At 58.1% G+C, this 14,274-nt stretch carries 9 protein-coding genes; 3 read left to right on the top strand and 6 right to left on the bottom strand.

The window, feature by feature from the left end; genetic code table 11:
- Nucleotides 1-109: 109 nt before the first annotated feature.
- A complete protein-coding gene (gene pepE, locus ACOI6Z_RS19870; protein WP_032454551.1) occupies nucleotides 110-799 on the top strand; it encodes a dipeptidase PepE in 690 nt (229 codons plus the stop codon).
- A 112-nt stretch (nucleotides 800-911) separates the two neighbouring features.
- Here the strand turns inward: pepE and ACOI6Z_RS19865 are convergent, their stop codons facing one another.
- Both ACOI6Z_RS19865 and metH read right to left on the bottom strand, forming a co-directional pair.
- Nucleotides 912-2,543 (bottom strand): Na/Pi cotransporter family protein, encoded by a 1,632-nt coding sequence (locus ACOI6Z_RS19865; protein ID WP_004206824.1) that lies wholly within the window; start codon nucleotides 2,541-2,543, stop codon nucleotides 912-914.
- 129 nt (nucleotides 2,544-2,672) lie between these two features.
- On the bottom strand, nucleotides 2,673-6,356 hold the full coding sequence (metH, locus tag ACOI6Z_RS19860; RefSeq protein ID WP_049013086.1) for a methionine synthase: 3,684 nt from the start codon (nucleotides 6,354-6,356) through the stop codon (nucleotides 2,673-2,675).
- A 194-nt stretch (nucleotides 6,357-6,550) separates the two neighbouring features.
- On the opposite strand from metH, the gene iclR reads away from it, so the two are divergent.
- Nucleotides 6,551-7,381 (top strand): glyoxylate bypass operon transcriptional repressor IclR, encoded by an 831-nt coding sequence (gene iclR, locus ACOI6Z_RS19855; RefSeq protein WP_004206826.1) that lies wholly within the window; start codon nucleotides 6,551-6,553, stop codon nucleotides 7,379-7,381.
- 50 nt (nucleotides 7,382-7,431) lie between these two features.
- Here the strand turns inward: iclR and aceK are convergent, their stop codons facing one another.
- The 4 genes from aceK to metA all read right to left on the bottom strand — a co-directional run bounded on the left by aceK (nucleotide 7,432) and on the right by metA (nucleotide 13,495).
- Nucleotides 7,432-9,216, bottom strand: coding sequence for a bifunctional isocitrate dehydrogenase kinase/phosphatase (gene aceK / locus ACOI6Z_RS19850; protein WP_023291610.1), 1,785 nt, complete (start codon nucleotides 9,214-9,216; stop codon nucleotides 7,432-7,434).
- A 102-nt stretch (nucleotides 9,217-9,318) separates the two neighbouring features.
- On the bottom strand, nucleotides 9,319-10,623 hold the full coding sequence (gene aceA, locus ACOI6Z_RS19845; protein WP_004206828.1) for an isocitrate lyase: 1,305 nt from the start codon (nucleotides 10,621-10,623) through the stop codon (nucleotides 9,319-9,321).
- Nucleotides 10,624-10,703: 80 nt separating this feature from the next.
- A complete protein-coding gene (aceB, locus tag ACOI6Z_RS19840) occupies nucleotides 10,704-12,305 on the bottom strand; it encodes a malate synthase A (protein WP_023291609.1) in 1,602 nt (533 codons plus the stop codon).
- A 260-nt stretch (nucleotides 12,306-12,565) separates the two neighbouring features.
- The gene (metA, locus tag ACOI6Z_RS19835) at nucleotides 12,566-13,495 is read right to left on the bottom strand and encodes a homoserine O-acetyltransferase MetA (RefSeq protein WP_065813167.1); all 930 of its coding nucleotides are present in this window, start codon (nucleotides 13,493-13,495) and stop codon (nucleotides 12,566-12,568) included.
- A gap of 156 nt (nucleotides 13,496-13,651) precedes the next feature.
- Between metA and ACOI6Z_RS19830 the strand changes: the two genes are divergently transcribed.
- Nucleotides 13,652-14,113 carry an acetyltransferase gene (locus ACOI6Z_RS19830; protein WP_032454547.1) on the top strand — a complete coding sequence of 154 codons (462 nt, stop codon included), beginning with the start codon at nucleotides 13,652-13,654 and terminating at the stop codon, nucleotides 14,111-14,113.
- The last annotated feature ends 161 nt before the right edge of the window (nucleotides 14,114-14,274 follow it).

The following is a 14,274-nucleotide window of genomic DNA, read 5'->3' as shown; positions in this document are numbered from 1 at the left end:
CTCATGAACAGCATTCCGCTTACCCACATCATGCGCCATGTCAGCGCGCCGGTATCAGGGCGATGCTAGAATTTCTGCTTCAATAATAGGTTTAAAACAGGAAGAAAAGATGGAACTGCTGCTACTCAGTAACTCCACGCTGCCGGGGAAAGCCTGGCTGGAACACGCCCTGCCGCTGATTGCCGGTCAGGTCAAAGGCCGCCGGACGGCGGTATTCATCCCCTTCGCTGGCGTGACGCAAACCTGGGATGATTACACGGCCAAAGTGGCTGCGGTTATGGCGCCGATGGCGGTCAGCGTAACCGGTATCCACCGCGTCGCCGACCCTATCGCCGCCATTGAAAGCGCCGAGATGGTGATCGTCGGCGGCGGGAACACCTTCCAGCTGTTGAAAGAGTGCCGCAGCCGCGGGCTGCTGGCGCCGATTGTCGATGTCGTCAAACGCGGGGCGTTGTATATCGGCTGGAGCGCAGGTTCAAACCTCGCCTGCCCGACCATTCGCACCACCAACGATATGCCGATTGTCGATCCCCAGGGATTTGATGCGCTGGGGCTGTTCCCGCTCCAGATTAACCCACACTTCACCAACGCGTTGCCGACCGGGCATCAGGGCGAAACCCGCGAACAGCGTATCCGCGAACTGCTGGTCGTGGCGCCGGAATTAACGGTGATTGGTTTACCGGAAGGAAACTGGATCCAGGTCACCGATGGTCACGCGACCCTTGGCGGCCCGAACCCGACGCTGTTGTTCAAAGCGGGGGAAGCAGCGGTAACCCTGCCTGCAGGTCACCGCTTCTGAGCTGGTATGGCTAACGTTTCCCGGATAGCGGCGCGTTGCGCCTTATCCGGGCTGCCTCAACGGAACGTCCAAACGCATAACCCCGGTTAGCGCAGCGCCGCCGGGGAAGGTCTCAATAGTCATCCCGTTCGTCGTCTTCATCCGGCTGCTCCATCACGCTGTAAGCCACCGAGCAGAACAGGCTGTTCAGACGCTTCATATCCCCCAGCAGCGCCAGGTGCAACGTACTGGTTTCGATACTCTGCACGTTCTGCTGATGCAGACGGTCAACGTGCGCATGCGAGTAGCGGCGGTTAAGAATGCGGAACCGGTGTTTACTGCGCCGCAGGCGACGGGCGCTGGGCACATCGCTGGAGAAGAAGACCGACATCGCCAGCTGCAGGTTGCTGAGCAACAGATCGTACAGGGCGTCCAGCTCCTTTAACCCTTCCACCGAGAAGGCGCGCCGCGCCGCCAGCGATTTATCAGCGATCTCGCTGCCCATCCGCTCGACGATATCGGAGGCCTGCTCGAGGTTTAACGACATCTCAATAATTTCCGCCCAGCGCCGGGATTCCTCTTCCGCCAGCTCATCCTTTGGCATTCGCGCCAGATAGAGCTTAATGGCGGTGTAGAGTACGTTGATATCGTCCGCCATGCGGCGTAGCTCTTTCTCCTGACGCGGTTCGCCATGCATCACCTTATGCAGGCTCTCCAGCATTTGCTCCATCGCGTCACCAATGCGCAGCGTCTCGCGCGCGGCATTGGCCAGCGCCAGCGCCGGGGTGTCCAGCGCCGACGGGTCGAGATGCTTGGGTTTGAGATGGTTATCCAGCTCGGGTTCATCGCGGATCATGCGCTGGCACAGCTTCGCCATCGGTCCGGCAAAAGGCACCATCGCGATGCAGCGCAGCAGGTTGTAAAAAACGTGGAAGTAGATAACCAGCTCGGACTCGGCCAACGGCAGCTTATGCATCGCCGCGGCCAGCGGATGGACGAACGGCAGAATGATCAGGCTCCCCACCAGCTTAAACAGCAGGCTGCCCAGCGCCACCCGGCGCGCCGCCGCGTTCGCCGCGCTGTTGTTGAGCATCGCCAACAGCCCCGATCCCAGGTTGGCGCCAATCACCAGGCACAGCGCCACCGGGAAAGAGATCGCTCCTGCCGCGGTCAGCGTCGCGGTCAGCAGCACCGCCGCCAGGCTGGAGTAGCTGATGATCGCGAATACGGCGCCAATCAAGGCATCCAGCATAATATCCCCGGTCAGCGAGGCAAAAATCACCTGCACGCCGTTGGCCTGGGTAATGGGGTGGACGGCCTGCACAATCAGCTCCAGGGCCAACAGGATCAGCCCAAGGCCAATCCCCACTCGCCCCAGCTGCCCGGCGCGGGTCTGCTTACGGCCGAGGAAGAAAATCACCCCGATAAATATCAACAACGGCGACAGCCACGACAGGTCGAAGGTCAGCACCCTCGCCATCAGCGCCGTCCCGACGTCGGCCCCCAGCACCATCACCAGCGCCGGCGTGAGGCCCACTAAATCCTGGGCGACAAACGAAGTCACCAGCATGGTGGTGGCATTGCTGCTTTGCACCAGCGCAGTCACGCCAAGACCCGCGCAGAAGGCGAGCGGCTTTTTCTCTACGCTGCTACTGAGAACGGTACGCAGGCGAGCGCCATAGACGCGCATCACCCCGGTACGCACGATATGCGTGCCCCACACCAGCAGAGCGACCGCGGACAACAGGTGTAGCAGAGTTAACACGGAATCAGCTTCTCCTTATCGTTATAGGTGTTCCGACGTTCTGGAACCTATCTCAGTATAAGGGGTTAACCTCAATAAAGAGACAAGGCGCTCACAGAGCGCCTTGTTTGTTGTAAGGAAAGATGACGACTAGTCCGCATCATAGCCCAGATTAGGGGCTAACCAGCGCTCGACTTCCGCCGGGGTCATCCCTTTACGCAGCGCGTAGTCTTCGACCTGGTCGCGCTGGATCTGCGCCACGGCGAAGTATTTGCTGTCAGGATGGCTGAAGTACCAGCCGGAAACCGATGCCCCCGGCCACATGGCGAACGATTCGGTGAGCTTCATGCCGGTATGGGCTTCGACGTCCAGCAGCTGCCAGATGGTGCCTTTTTCGGTGTGCTCCGGACAGGCCGGATACCCCGGCGCCGGACGGATCCCCTGGTAATTCTCGCGAATAAGCTCCTCATTGCTGAGGTTCTCATTGGCCGCATACCCCCAGTAGACCTTGCGCACTTTCTCGTGCAGATACTCGGCGAAGGCTTCCGCCAGACGATCGGCGATGGCCTTGATCATGATCTTGTTATAGTCATCATGCTGCGCTTCATAGGCTTCCGCCAGCGCGTCCTCTTCCAGGCCGCCGGTGACGGCGAAGGCGCCGATATAGTCCGCTTTGCCGCTCAGCTTCGGCGCCACAAAGTCGGCGAGGCAGTAGTTGGCGAAGCCGACCTTCTCCGTCTGCTGGCGCAGGTGATGGCTCACCGTCAGCACGTGGGTGCGGGTTTCATCGCGATAGATTTCAATATCGTCGCCCACGCGGTTGGCCGGGAACAGGCCCACCACGCCGCGCGGGTTGAGGGTTTTCTCTGCGCTCAGCTTATCCAGCAGCTCGTTAGCGTCTTTGAACAGGCGCTGCGCCTCTTCCCCAACCACTTCATCTTCCAGAATGCGCGGATATTTGCCCGCCAGCGACCAGGTCATAAAGAACGGCGTCCAGTCGATGTAGTTGCGTAGCGTCTCGATACTGGCTTCCACCTCCTGAATCCCCAGGCGATGGGCCACCGGCGGAGTGTAGCTCTCCCAGTCAAAGGCCAGATCGTTTTCCCGTGCGGCGGCCAGGGTCACCGGCGGGGTGCGCGGTTTTTTACGCCCATGCTGGATACGCACGGTTTCATACTCTTTGCGCGTACGGGCGACAAACTCATCGCGCTGCGTGTCCGAGAGCAGCGCAGCCACCACCCCGACGGTGCGCGAAGCGTTCTGTACGTAAACGGTCGGGCCGCTGTAGTTCTGCTCGATTTTCACCGCCGTATGCGCTTTAGAGGTGGTCGCGCCGCCGATCAGCAGCGGGATGGTAAAGCCCTGGCGCTCCATCTCTTTCGCCACGTTAACCATTTCGTCGAGCGACGGGGTAATCAACCCGGAAAGGCCGATGAGATCCGCGTTCACCTCTTTGGCGGTTTTGAGAATTTTATCCGCCGGGACCATCACGCCAAGATCGATTATTTCGTAGTTATTGCACTGCAGCACCACGCCGACGATGTTTTTGCCGATGTCATGAACGTCGCCTTTTACCGTGGCAATCACCATTTTGCCGTTACTGGAGCCCTGCTCTTTACTGGCTTCAATAAACGGCTCCAGGTAGGCCACCGCCTGTTTCATGACGCGGGCGGATTTCACCACCTGCGGCAGGAACATTTTGCCTTCGCCGAACAGATCGCCGACCACGTTCATGCCGTCCATCAGCGGCCCTTCGATCACCTCAATCGGGCGAGCGGCCTGCTGACGCGCTTCTTCGGTGTCCTGTTCAATAAATTCGGTAATGCCCTTCACCAGCGAATATTCGAGGCGTTTTTTCACCTCCCAGCTGCGCCATTCCGCCTGCTGGGCATTGGCGCCGTCGTCAACTTTACTGCCGCGATATTTTTCCGCCAGCTCGAGCAATCTTTCGGTGCTGTCATCGCGGCGGTTGAGGATCACATCTTCAACCGCGTCACGCAACTCGGCGGGAAGGTCGTCGTAAATCGCCAGCTGGCCGGCGTTGACGATGCCCATATCCATGCCGTTACGGATCGCGTAGTAGAGGAATACCGCGTGGATCGCCTCACGTACCGGGTCATTGCCGCGGAAAGAGAAGGAGACGTTGGAGACGCCGCCGGAGATCAGCGCGTGCGGCAGCTCGCGTTTGATGTCTTCGCAGGCGCCGATAAAGTCCTGGGCATAGTTATTGTGTTCTTCGATACCGGTCGCCACCGCGAAGATATTCGGGTCAAAGATAATATCTTCTGGCGGGAAGCCGACCTCTTCGGTGAGGATTTTGTAGGCGCGACGGCAAATCTCAATTTTACGTTCGCGGGTATCGGCCTGGCCCACTTCGTCAAAGGCCATCACCACCACCGCGGCGCCGTAGCGGCGAACCAGTTTCGCATGGTGGATAAAGGGTTCGACGCCCTCTTTCATCGAAATAGAGTTAACGATGCCTTTGCCCTGAATGCATTTCAGGCCCTTTTCAATGACCTCCCACTTGGAGGAGTCGATCATGATCGGCACGCGGGCAATGTCCGGCTCGCCGGCAATCAGGTTGAGGAAGCGCACCATCGCCGCTTCGGCGTCGAGCATCCCCTCGTCCATGTTGATATCGATGATCTGCGCGCCGCTTTCCACCTGCTGACGCGCCACGTCCAGCGCTTCGCTGTACTTCTCTTCTTTGATTAAGCGTTTAAATTTCGCCGAGCCGGTAACGTTGGTACGTTCGCCGACGTTCACAAACAGGCTGTCATCGCCGATATTCAGCGGCTCCAGGCCGGAAAGACGGCAGGCGACGGGGATCTCCGGCAGCTGGCGCGGCGGCAGGCCGGCCACCGCGCGGCTCATGGCGGCGATATGTTCCGGCGTAGTGCCGCAGCAGCCGCCGACGATATTGAGGAAACCGGCTTCCGCCCATTCGCGGATCTGCGCCGCCATGGTATCGGCATCCAGATCGTATTCGCCGAAGGCATTGGGCAGGCCAGCGTTCGGGTGCGCAGTAACGTAGCACTCAGCGATACGCGACAGCTCCTGGACGTACTGGCGCAGTTCGTCCGGCCCGAGGGCGCAGTTCAGACCAAACGATAAGGCTTCGGCGTGACGCAGCGAGTTATAGAAAGCTTCGGTGGTCTGCCCGGACAGCGTGCGGCCGGAGGCATCGGTAATGGTCCCGGAGATCATCAGCGGCAGGTCAACGCCCAGCGCCTCCAGCTCCTCTTTCACCGCATAGATGGCCGCTTTGGCGTTCAGGGTGTCAAATACCGTTTCAATCAGGATCAGATCCACGCCGCCTTCCACCAGCGCTCGGGTGGATTCGCGATAGGCAGCCACCAGCTGGTCAAAGGTAATATTGCGGAACGCCGGATCGTTCACATCAGGCGAAATAGAGGCGGTGCGGTTGGTTGGGCCAAGCACGCCCGCGACGTAGCGCGGTTTTTCCGGCGTGCGGGCCGTCCAGGCGTCGGCGCTGGCGCGGGCCAGCTTCGCCGCCGCAAAGTTGATCTCTGCCGACAGGGATTCCATCTGGTAATCCGCCATCGCAATGGTCGTCGAGTTAAAGGTGTTGGTCTCAATGATATCCGCGCCGGCCTCGAAGTAGGCGTCGTGGATCTCGCGGATTACCTCGGGCTTGCTGAGCACCAGCAGGTCGTTGTTGCCTTTCAGGTCGCACGGCCAGTCAGCAAAGCGCTCACCGCGAAAGTCCTGCTCACTCAGACGGTAGCCCTGGATCATGGTGCCCATGCCCCCATCCAGAACCAGAATACGTTCTTTTAACTGCTGATGCAGTTGCTCAACTTTGCTGCTCACACTTGCTCCCGACAACGCTCAACACAGGCCAAATAGCCAACAAACCATACTGGCATAAACCACCGGAGCGGAAAAGACAACAACGGGCAATATGAGACATGTTCAGCTTCACTCCTCCGATGAGTCCGGTTGTGATTGCATTATCGCCAAATAAAACGAAAATCATTTCCACGATACAGAAAAAGGAGTCCGCGATGGCCACTACCCCCGTTCCCGCGAAACGCGGCAGAAAACCCGCGGCTGCCACCGCCCAGCAGGCTGGCGGTCAGGTTCAGTCGCTGACCCGCGGCCTGAAATTGCTCGAATGGATTGCCGAGTCCCACAGCAGCGTCGCGCTGACCGAGCTGGCGCAGCAGGCGGGTCTGCCCAACTCAACCACTCACCGCCTGCTGACCACCATGCAGCAGCTGGGTTTCGTTCGCCAGGTCGGCGAGCTGGGCCACTGGGCCGTCGGCGCGCATGCCTTCGTGGTCGGCAGCAGCTTTCTGCAAAGCCGCAATCTGCTGGCGATTGTCCACCCGATCCTGCGCCAGCTGATGGAGGATTCCGGTGAAACGGTGAATCTGGCGGTGCTTGACCAGAGCGACCACCAGGCGATCATTATCGACCAGGTGCAGTGCACCCAGCTGATGCGTATGTCGGCGCCAATCGGCGGAAAACTGCCGATGCACGCCTCCGGCGCCGGGAAGGCGTTCCTCTCGCAGCTAAGCGAAGAGCAGGTGACCAGCCTGCTGCACCGTAAAGGGCTGCATGCCTATACGCATGCCACGCTGGTCTCGCCGCTGCATCTGAAGGAAGATTTAGCGCAGACCCGCAAGCGGGGCTACTCGTTCGATGACGAGGAGCACGCGCTCGGCCTGCGCTGCGTCGCCGCCTGCATTTATGATGAACACCGCGAACCGTTCGCGGCAATCTCCATCTCCGGTCCCATCTCACGCATGACCGATGATCGGGTGACCGAGCTGGGCGCGCTGGTGATCAAAGCGGCGAAGGAAGTGACGCTGGCATACGGCGGGGTTAAATAAAAAAATGCCCCGCAGGGGCATTTTAAGTAAGCCTGATAAGCGTAGCGCCATCAGGCAGATCGGCGCACCTTGCCGGATGGCGGCGTAAACGCCTTATCCGGCCTACTGTCGGCGCCATAGCGCACGCTAAAACGCTGCTTACGCCGGTAAGCATAGACATCTTCCACATGACCGTTTTTAATCCGTGTCTGCAGTTCGCGCCAGTAGTCGGCGCGCAGCAGGTCGGCATGCATCTCCTCAAACAGCGGCCCAATGCGCGGGTCGGCGCACAGCCAGTGGCGGAACTCCTCCGGAAACACATCCCCCGGCGAGACGCTGTACCACGGCTCGCTGGCCAGCTCATCCTCGGGATAGCGCGGCGGCGGGATCTGGCGGAAATTCACCTCCGTCATATAGCAGATTTCATCATAGTCGTAGAACACCACCCGCCCGTGGCGGGTGACGCCGAAGTTTTTAAACAGCATATCGCCGGGAAAGATGTTGGCGGCGGCCAGTTGGCGGATAGCATTCCCATACTCTTCTACCGCATCGCGCAGCGCCTGGCCGTTAACCTGCTCCAGCCACAGGTTGAGCGGCACCATTCGCCGTTCAATATACAGATGACTGATGACAATCCGGTCGCCGAGGTCGGTCAGTTTGTTCCCCGCTTCCGCCTGCAGCAGCGCCAGCAGCGCTGGCGCGATTTGTCGTTTCTCCAGCACGAAATTTTCAAACTCCTGCGTGTCCGCCATCCGCCCGACGCGGTCATGCTCCTTTACCAGCTGATAGCAGGCGCGTACGTGGGCGGCGGTCATCTCCTTCTGCGGCGCGAAGCGATCTTTGATCACCTTGAACACCCGGTCAAACCCCGGCAGGGTAAACACCAGCATCACCATCCCGCGAATGCCCGGCGCCTCGATAAACTGCTCATCGCAGCGAGCGATGTAGTGCAGATATTCGCGATAGCTTTCAGTTTTGGCGTGCTTCTGGCAGCCAATCGCCATATACAGCTCGGCCGTGGTTTTACCCGGCAGGATCTCGCGCAGCCATTCCACCAGAGCGCCGGGCAGGGGCGCATAAACCATAAAATAGGAACGCGCGAAGCCAAAAACGATGCTCGCTTCGGCATGGGTGGTCAGGCAGGTATCGACAAACAGCTCGCCCTCGTCGCTGCGATGGATCGGCAGCAAGAAGGGCAGCGTGGTCATCGGCATCACCAGTTTGCCCACCAGCCAGGCGGCTTTGTTGCGATAGAACAGCTCATTGGCGACCTGTAGATGACAGGTGGCGAGCGGTTCCTCCCCCAGCGCCTCCTGCAGACTGGCAATGATATAGCCGATATCCCGCGCTTTATTTTGCCACGGCAGCCGCAGCGGCAGATCGGACAGCACTTTACCCAGCAGGTGCGACCAGCCGCGCTCTGGATAGAAATCTTTCGCCAGCGGGCGCGGAAGGGTGCGAAAGGGACGCTCGGGCTGCGAGCTGAAAATAAAGAGCCGCTCGGGGGTCAGCGAGCGGTGGTCAAACAGGCGGCAGTAGACCGAATTGAAAAAGCTCTCGGCAATTTCAAAACGAGGGTAATCCGGCAGCAAACGGGTGTAGTGGGCTTTCACCCGCAGCAAAAAGTCGGCATCCGTGCTTTTTCCCTCCGTGATGCAGCGCAGCTGCTCCACCACCAGACCCACATGGTGGTCATAGAGATGGATCCGCTGTTTCATCGCCTGCTGCACCGCATGCCAGTCGGCCTGTTCAAAGCGCTGCTGCGCGCCGGAAGTCACTTCGAGAAAACGCCCATACTGAGCGTCAAATCCCTGCAATATCGTTTGGGCAATCAGTAATTCCAGACCACGCGTCATCGAACTCCCCCATCCGGTACCACGTCAGGCCGGATGGCGCGCTCGCTTATCCGGTCTGGATCCCTTCACAGGCCCGGTGAGCGTCGTGCCACCGGGCATGGCTCAAAACTGATCTTCTTCGGTCGAGCCGGTCAGCGCCGTCACCGACGAGGCGCCGCCCTGGATAATGGTAGTGACCTTGTCGAAGTAGCCGGTGCCCACCTCCTGCTGATGCGAGACGAAGGTATAGCCTTCCGGCCCGGCGGCGAATTCCGGCTGCTGCACTTTTTCAACATAGTGGCGCATCCCCTCACCCTGAGCGTAGGCATGGGCGAGGTCGAACATGTTGAACCACATGCTGTGGATCCCGGCGAGAGTAATAAACTGGTATTTGTACCCCATGTCCGACAGCTGCTGCTGGAAGCTGGCGATGGTTTTATCATCGAGATTTTTCTTCCAGTTAAACGACGGCGAGCAGTTATAGGCCAGCAGTTTGCCCGGGAAACGCGCATGAATGGCTTCGGCAAAGCGACGCGCCTGCTCGAGATCCGGTTTCGACGTTTCACACCACACCAGGTCCGCATACGGCGCGTAAGCCAGCCCGCGGCTGATCGCCTGCTCGATCCCGGCATGGGTGCGGAAGAACCCTTCGCTGGTGCGATCTCCGGTAATAAACTCACGATCGTACGGATCGCAGTCTGAGGTAATTAAATCGGCAGCGTCAGCATCGGTACGGGCGATCACCAGCGTCGGGACCCCCATCACGTCGGCAGCCAGACGCGCCGCCACCAGTTTCTGTATCGCCTCCTGGGTTGGAACCAGCACTTTACCGCCCATATGACCGCACTTCTTCACCGACGCCAGCTGATCTTCGAAGTGAACAGCCGCTGCACCGGCTTCAATCATCGATTTCATCAGCTCAAAGGCGTTCAGGACGCCGCCGAAACCGGCCTCCGCATCCGCCACGATCGGCAGGAAGTAGTCGATAAAGCGCGGATCGTTCGGCTCAATCCCGGCTGACCACTGGATCTGATCGGCGCGGCGGAAGGTATTGTTGATCCGATCCACCACCGCCGGTACCGAGTTGGCCGGGTACAGCGACTGATCCGGGTACATGCTGGACGCCAGGTTAGCATCCGCCGCCACCTGCCAGCCGGAGAGATAAATGGCTTCGATGCCGGCCTTCGCCTGCTGCAAGGCCTGGCCGCCGGTCAGCGCGCCAAGGCTGTTGATGTACCCTTTCTTCGCCTCACCGTGCAGCAGACGCCACATTTTCGCTGCGCCAAGCTGCGCCAGCGTGCACTCCGGGTTCACCGAGCCGCGTAATTTCACCACCTCTTCCGCGCTGTACGGGCGGGTAATCCCTTCCCAGCGCGGGTTCGTCCACTCTTTGTTTAATTCTTCGATTTGTTGGGTACGGGTTTTCATGTGCAGATGCTCCATATTATTTCCTGGCTCCCCAGGCGTCATTGGTGAAGGACTAAATGGCGAACAACACCATCTGGCGATTAGGCCAGCAGGCGGTAGCCCGGTAATGTCAGAAAATCAATCAGTTCGTCGGAGGTGGTGATCTGCTCCATCAGCCGCGCCGCATCGTCAAAGCGGCCATGGCTGAAGCGGTGCTCTCCCAGCTCCTCCTGAATCACCATCAGCTCTTCCGCCAGCCACTGGCGGAACAGCGCTTTCGTGACCGGCGTGCCGTCGTTCAGGGTTTTCTGATGATGGATCCACTGCCAGATAGAGGTGCGCGAGATCTCGGCCGTCGCGGCGTCTTCCATCAGGCCATAAATCGGTACACAGCCGTTGCCGGAGATCCAGGCTTCGATGTACTGCACCGCCACGCGGATGTTGGCGCGCATCCCGGCTTCCGTGCGCTCGCCCTCGCAGGGGGCCAGCAGCTGTTCGGCGGTAATTGGCGCGTCCTCGCTACGGGTCACCGAGAGCTGATTCGGCTTGTCGCCGAGCACGCGGTTAAACACCGCCATGGCGGTATCCGCCAGTCCAGGATGGGCGATCCAGGTGCCATCGTGACCGTTGTTCGCCTCCAGCTCTTTGTCGGCGGTGACTTTATTCAGCACCTGACGGTTACGCTCGGCCTCTTTACTCGGGATAAAGGCCGCCATTCCACCCATCGCAAACGCCCCGCGTTTGTGGCAGGTCTTAATCAACAGCCGTGAGTAGGCGCTGAGGAAGGGTTTATCCATCGTCACCACCTGGCGGTCCGGCAGTACGCGGTCAGGATGGTTTTTCAGCGTCTTGATATAGCTGAAGATATAGTCCCAGCGGCCGCAGTTCAGGCCGACAATATGGTCGCGCAGCGCATGCAGGATCTCATCCATCTGGAACACCGCCGGCAGTGTTTCAATCAACAGCGTGGCCTTGATGGTGCCGCGCGGCAGGTCAAAGCGATCTTCAGTAAAGCTGAAGACATCGTTCCACCATGCCGCCTCCTGCCAGGCCTGGGTTTTTGGCAGATAGAAGTAGGGACCACTTCCTTTCGCCAGCAGCGCCTGGTAGTTATGAAAGAAATAGAGCGCAAAATCGAAAAGACTGCCGGGAATGGCCTCATTACGCCAGGTCACATGCTTTTCCGGCAGGTGCAGGCCGCGCACACGGCATACCAGCACAGCGGGATTGGGCTGCAGTTGGTAGATTTTGCCAGCCTCATTGGTGTAGCTGATGGTCCCGTTCACGGCATCACGTAGGTTGATTTGGCCATCAATGACTTTACGCCAGTCCGGCGCCAGCGAATCCTCAAAGTCCGCCATAAAGACTTTTACGTTAGCATTCAGCGCGTTAATGACCATCTTGCGCTCGACGGGGCCGGTAATTTCAACGCGGCGATCCTGCAAATCCGCCGGGATACCGCGAATGGTCCAGTCGCCATTTCTAATGGAAGCAGTTTCCGAAATAAAATCCGGCAGTTGCCCATCGTCAATGGCCTGCTGCTGCTGCAGACGCGCGGCCAGCAGTTTATTGCGCGCCGGCGTAAAGCGGCTCACCAGTTCCGTCAGGAATTCTACCGCCTCAGGCGTCAAGATCTGCTTCTCCTGCTCGCCATAGGGCTGACTAAAGGCCAGTTCATCGGTGATTGTCGCCTGCTGCGTCATTGTGCTGCTCCTCTTGGTTGATCCGCTGGAAGCGAGCGAAAGATCGTTGTGCAGTTTTCGCTCAGCACAATTAAGACTACTCAATTAATTTTCAAAATCAAAAACAATTTCCATTTTAATTTTAAAATGAGATTAACATATTGATAACAATGAAATTAAAGTTATCATCAGCCATGAGGTGAATTTCGGAAATAAAAAAGGCACCCGAAGGTGCCAGAGGCAAAGTGCTGAAACGCTTTAGGATCGTTTCGTGCGGAGTATTACTCCAGCGTTGGATTCATATGACGCAGATCGTATGGTGTAATCTGGTAGACGTAATAGTTCAGCCAGTTAGCGAACAGCAGATTACCGTGGCTCCGCCAGGTGGCGCGCGGTTTGTTCTGCGGGTCGTTTTGCGGAAAATAGTTGTGGGGAACCTCAGGGTTCAAACCGGCTTCCACATCGCGGAAATATTCACTTGCCAGGGTATTGGCATCGTACTCGGGGTGGCCGGTGACAAAGGCTATACGCTTATCTTTACTGGCGAACAGATACGCATCGCCCTCTTCCGTCTCCGCGAGGATCTCGAGATCGGTATAATCCCGGATAAGCCCTGCAGGAAAGTCAGCATAGCGTGAGTGTGGGGCCAGGAAAGAGTCGTCGAAACCGCGGGTCAGTAAAGCGTGTGGATGAAGAATATGGTGTTCATAAACGCCAGAAATCTTTTCGGCGCGGGTCTGCTTGGGAATGCCGTACAGAATATTCAGCGCGGCCTGAACCGCCCAACAGATGAACAGCGTCGAAGTGACGTGATCCTTGGCCCACTCCAGCACCTGTTTGATCTGCGGCCAGTAAGCGACATCATTAAATTCAACCAGGCCTAAGGGAGCGCCGGTGACGATCAGGCCGTCGAAGTTCTGATCGCAGATCTCATCGAAATTGCAGTAAAAGTTATTCAGATGCTCCGCCGGCGTATTACGTGACTCACGCGCATCGATACGTAATAACTGGATGTCCACCTGCAGCGGAGAGTTCGACAGCAGACGCAGGAACTGATTCTCCGTCTCGATTTTCTTCGGCATCAGGTTGAGGATTAACACCTTCAGGGGGCGGATTTCCTGAGTTGTTGCACGCGTTGTCGTCATCACAAAGACGTTTTCATTGCGCAAGAAATTGACGGCTGGTAGCTCGTCCTGCACCCGAATTGGCATAACTCTATTACCTCATAGCATACGTATAAACGTTTAGACATCCAGATAGCTGAAGATAACCAGGAATCGGGTGAATGTCGAGTCTGCATGTTCACGGTGAGAAAATTTCACGGCGCGCATTGAGTTAGAATATAAGAATGAAGAAAAGGAGAAAATATGGTTATTAGCATCCGCCGTTCCCGGCCTGATGAAGGGGATAAACTGATTGCGATCTGGTGTCGGTCAGTCGACGCCACGCACGATTTTCTGTCAAAAGCGTATCGGAGAGAGCTGGAGGAGCTGGTACGTGCCTTTATACCGGAGGCTCCGCTGTGGGTGGCAGTTAACACGGAGGACCAGCCGATCGCCTTTATGCTGCTGACCGGAGATCATATGGATGCGCTGTTCGTCGATCCGGATGTCCGCGGCTGCGGTGTGGGGAGATTGCTGATCGCGCATGCGCTGTCGTTAACGCCAACACTGACGACCAACGTAAATGAGCAGAATGAACAAGCGGTCGGGTTTTATCGGAGAATGGGTTTCAAAGTGACAGGTCGCTCTGAAACGGACGATCTGGGTCAACCATATCCGTTATTGAATTTGATACATGAGCAGCAGGCTGAAGCAGACTACGATTGACGTCGGTAACTTTGCGGCATTGATGTCCCCTCGGCCAGCAGGTGGCCGAGGATCCGTAGCCCCGGTAAGCGCAGCGCCACCGGGGAAATATACCCCACACAGCAAAAAACCCCGTACCTTTCGGGACGGGGTTCTTTTTAAACGCAAAAACAAAAAGCCCG

Origin of the sequence: Klebsiella sp. C239, assembly GCF_048822715.1 — a bacterium.
In the GTDB taxonomy this organism is placed as follows: domain Bacteria; phylum Pseudomonadota; class Gammaproteobacteria; order Enterobacterales; family Enterobacteriaceae; genus Klebsiella; species Klebsiella quasipneumoniae.
Note: the sequence above shows the minus strand (reverse complement) of the source record. Positions and strands in the feature narration are given on the sequence as shown.

What these genes read in the sequence shown, in the direction of transcription:
- pepE (WP_032454551.1), top strand. Translation starts at nt 110, where the DNA reads ATGGAACTGCTGCTACTCAGTAACTCCACGCTGCCGGGGAAAGCCTGG.
- iclR (WP_004206826.1), top strand. Translation starts at nt 6,551, where the DNA reads ATGGCCACTACCCCCGTTCCCGCGAAACGCGGCAGAAAACCCGCGGCT.
- aceK (WP_023291610.1), bottom strand. Translation starts at nt 9,216, where the DNA reads ATGACGCGTGGTCTGGAATTACTGATTGCCCAAACGATATTGCAGGGA.
- aceA (WP_004206828.1), bottom strand. Translation starts at nt 10,623, where the DNA reads ATGAAAACCCGTACCCAACAAATCGAAGAATTAAACAAAGAGTGGACG.
- aceB (WP_023291609.1), bottom strand. Translation starts at nt 12,305, where the DNA reads ATGACGCAGCAGGCGACAATCACCGATGAACTGGCCTTTAGTCAGCCC.
- metA (WP_065813167.1), bottom strand. Translation starts at nt 13,495, where the DNA reads ATGCCAATTCGGGTGCAGGACGAGCTACCAGCCGTCAATTTCTTGCGC.
- ACOI6Z_RS19830 (WP_032454547.1), top strand. Translation starts at nt 13,652, where the DNA reads ATGGTTATTAGCATCCGCCGTTCCCGGCCTGATGAAGGGGATAAACTG.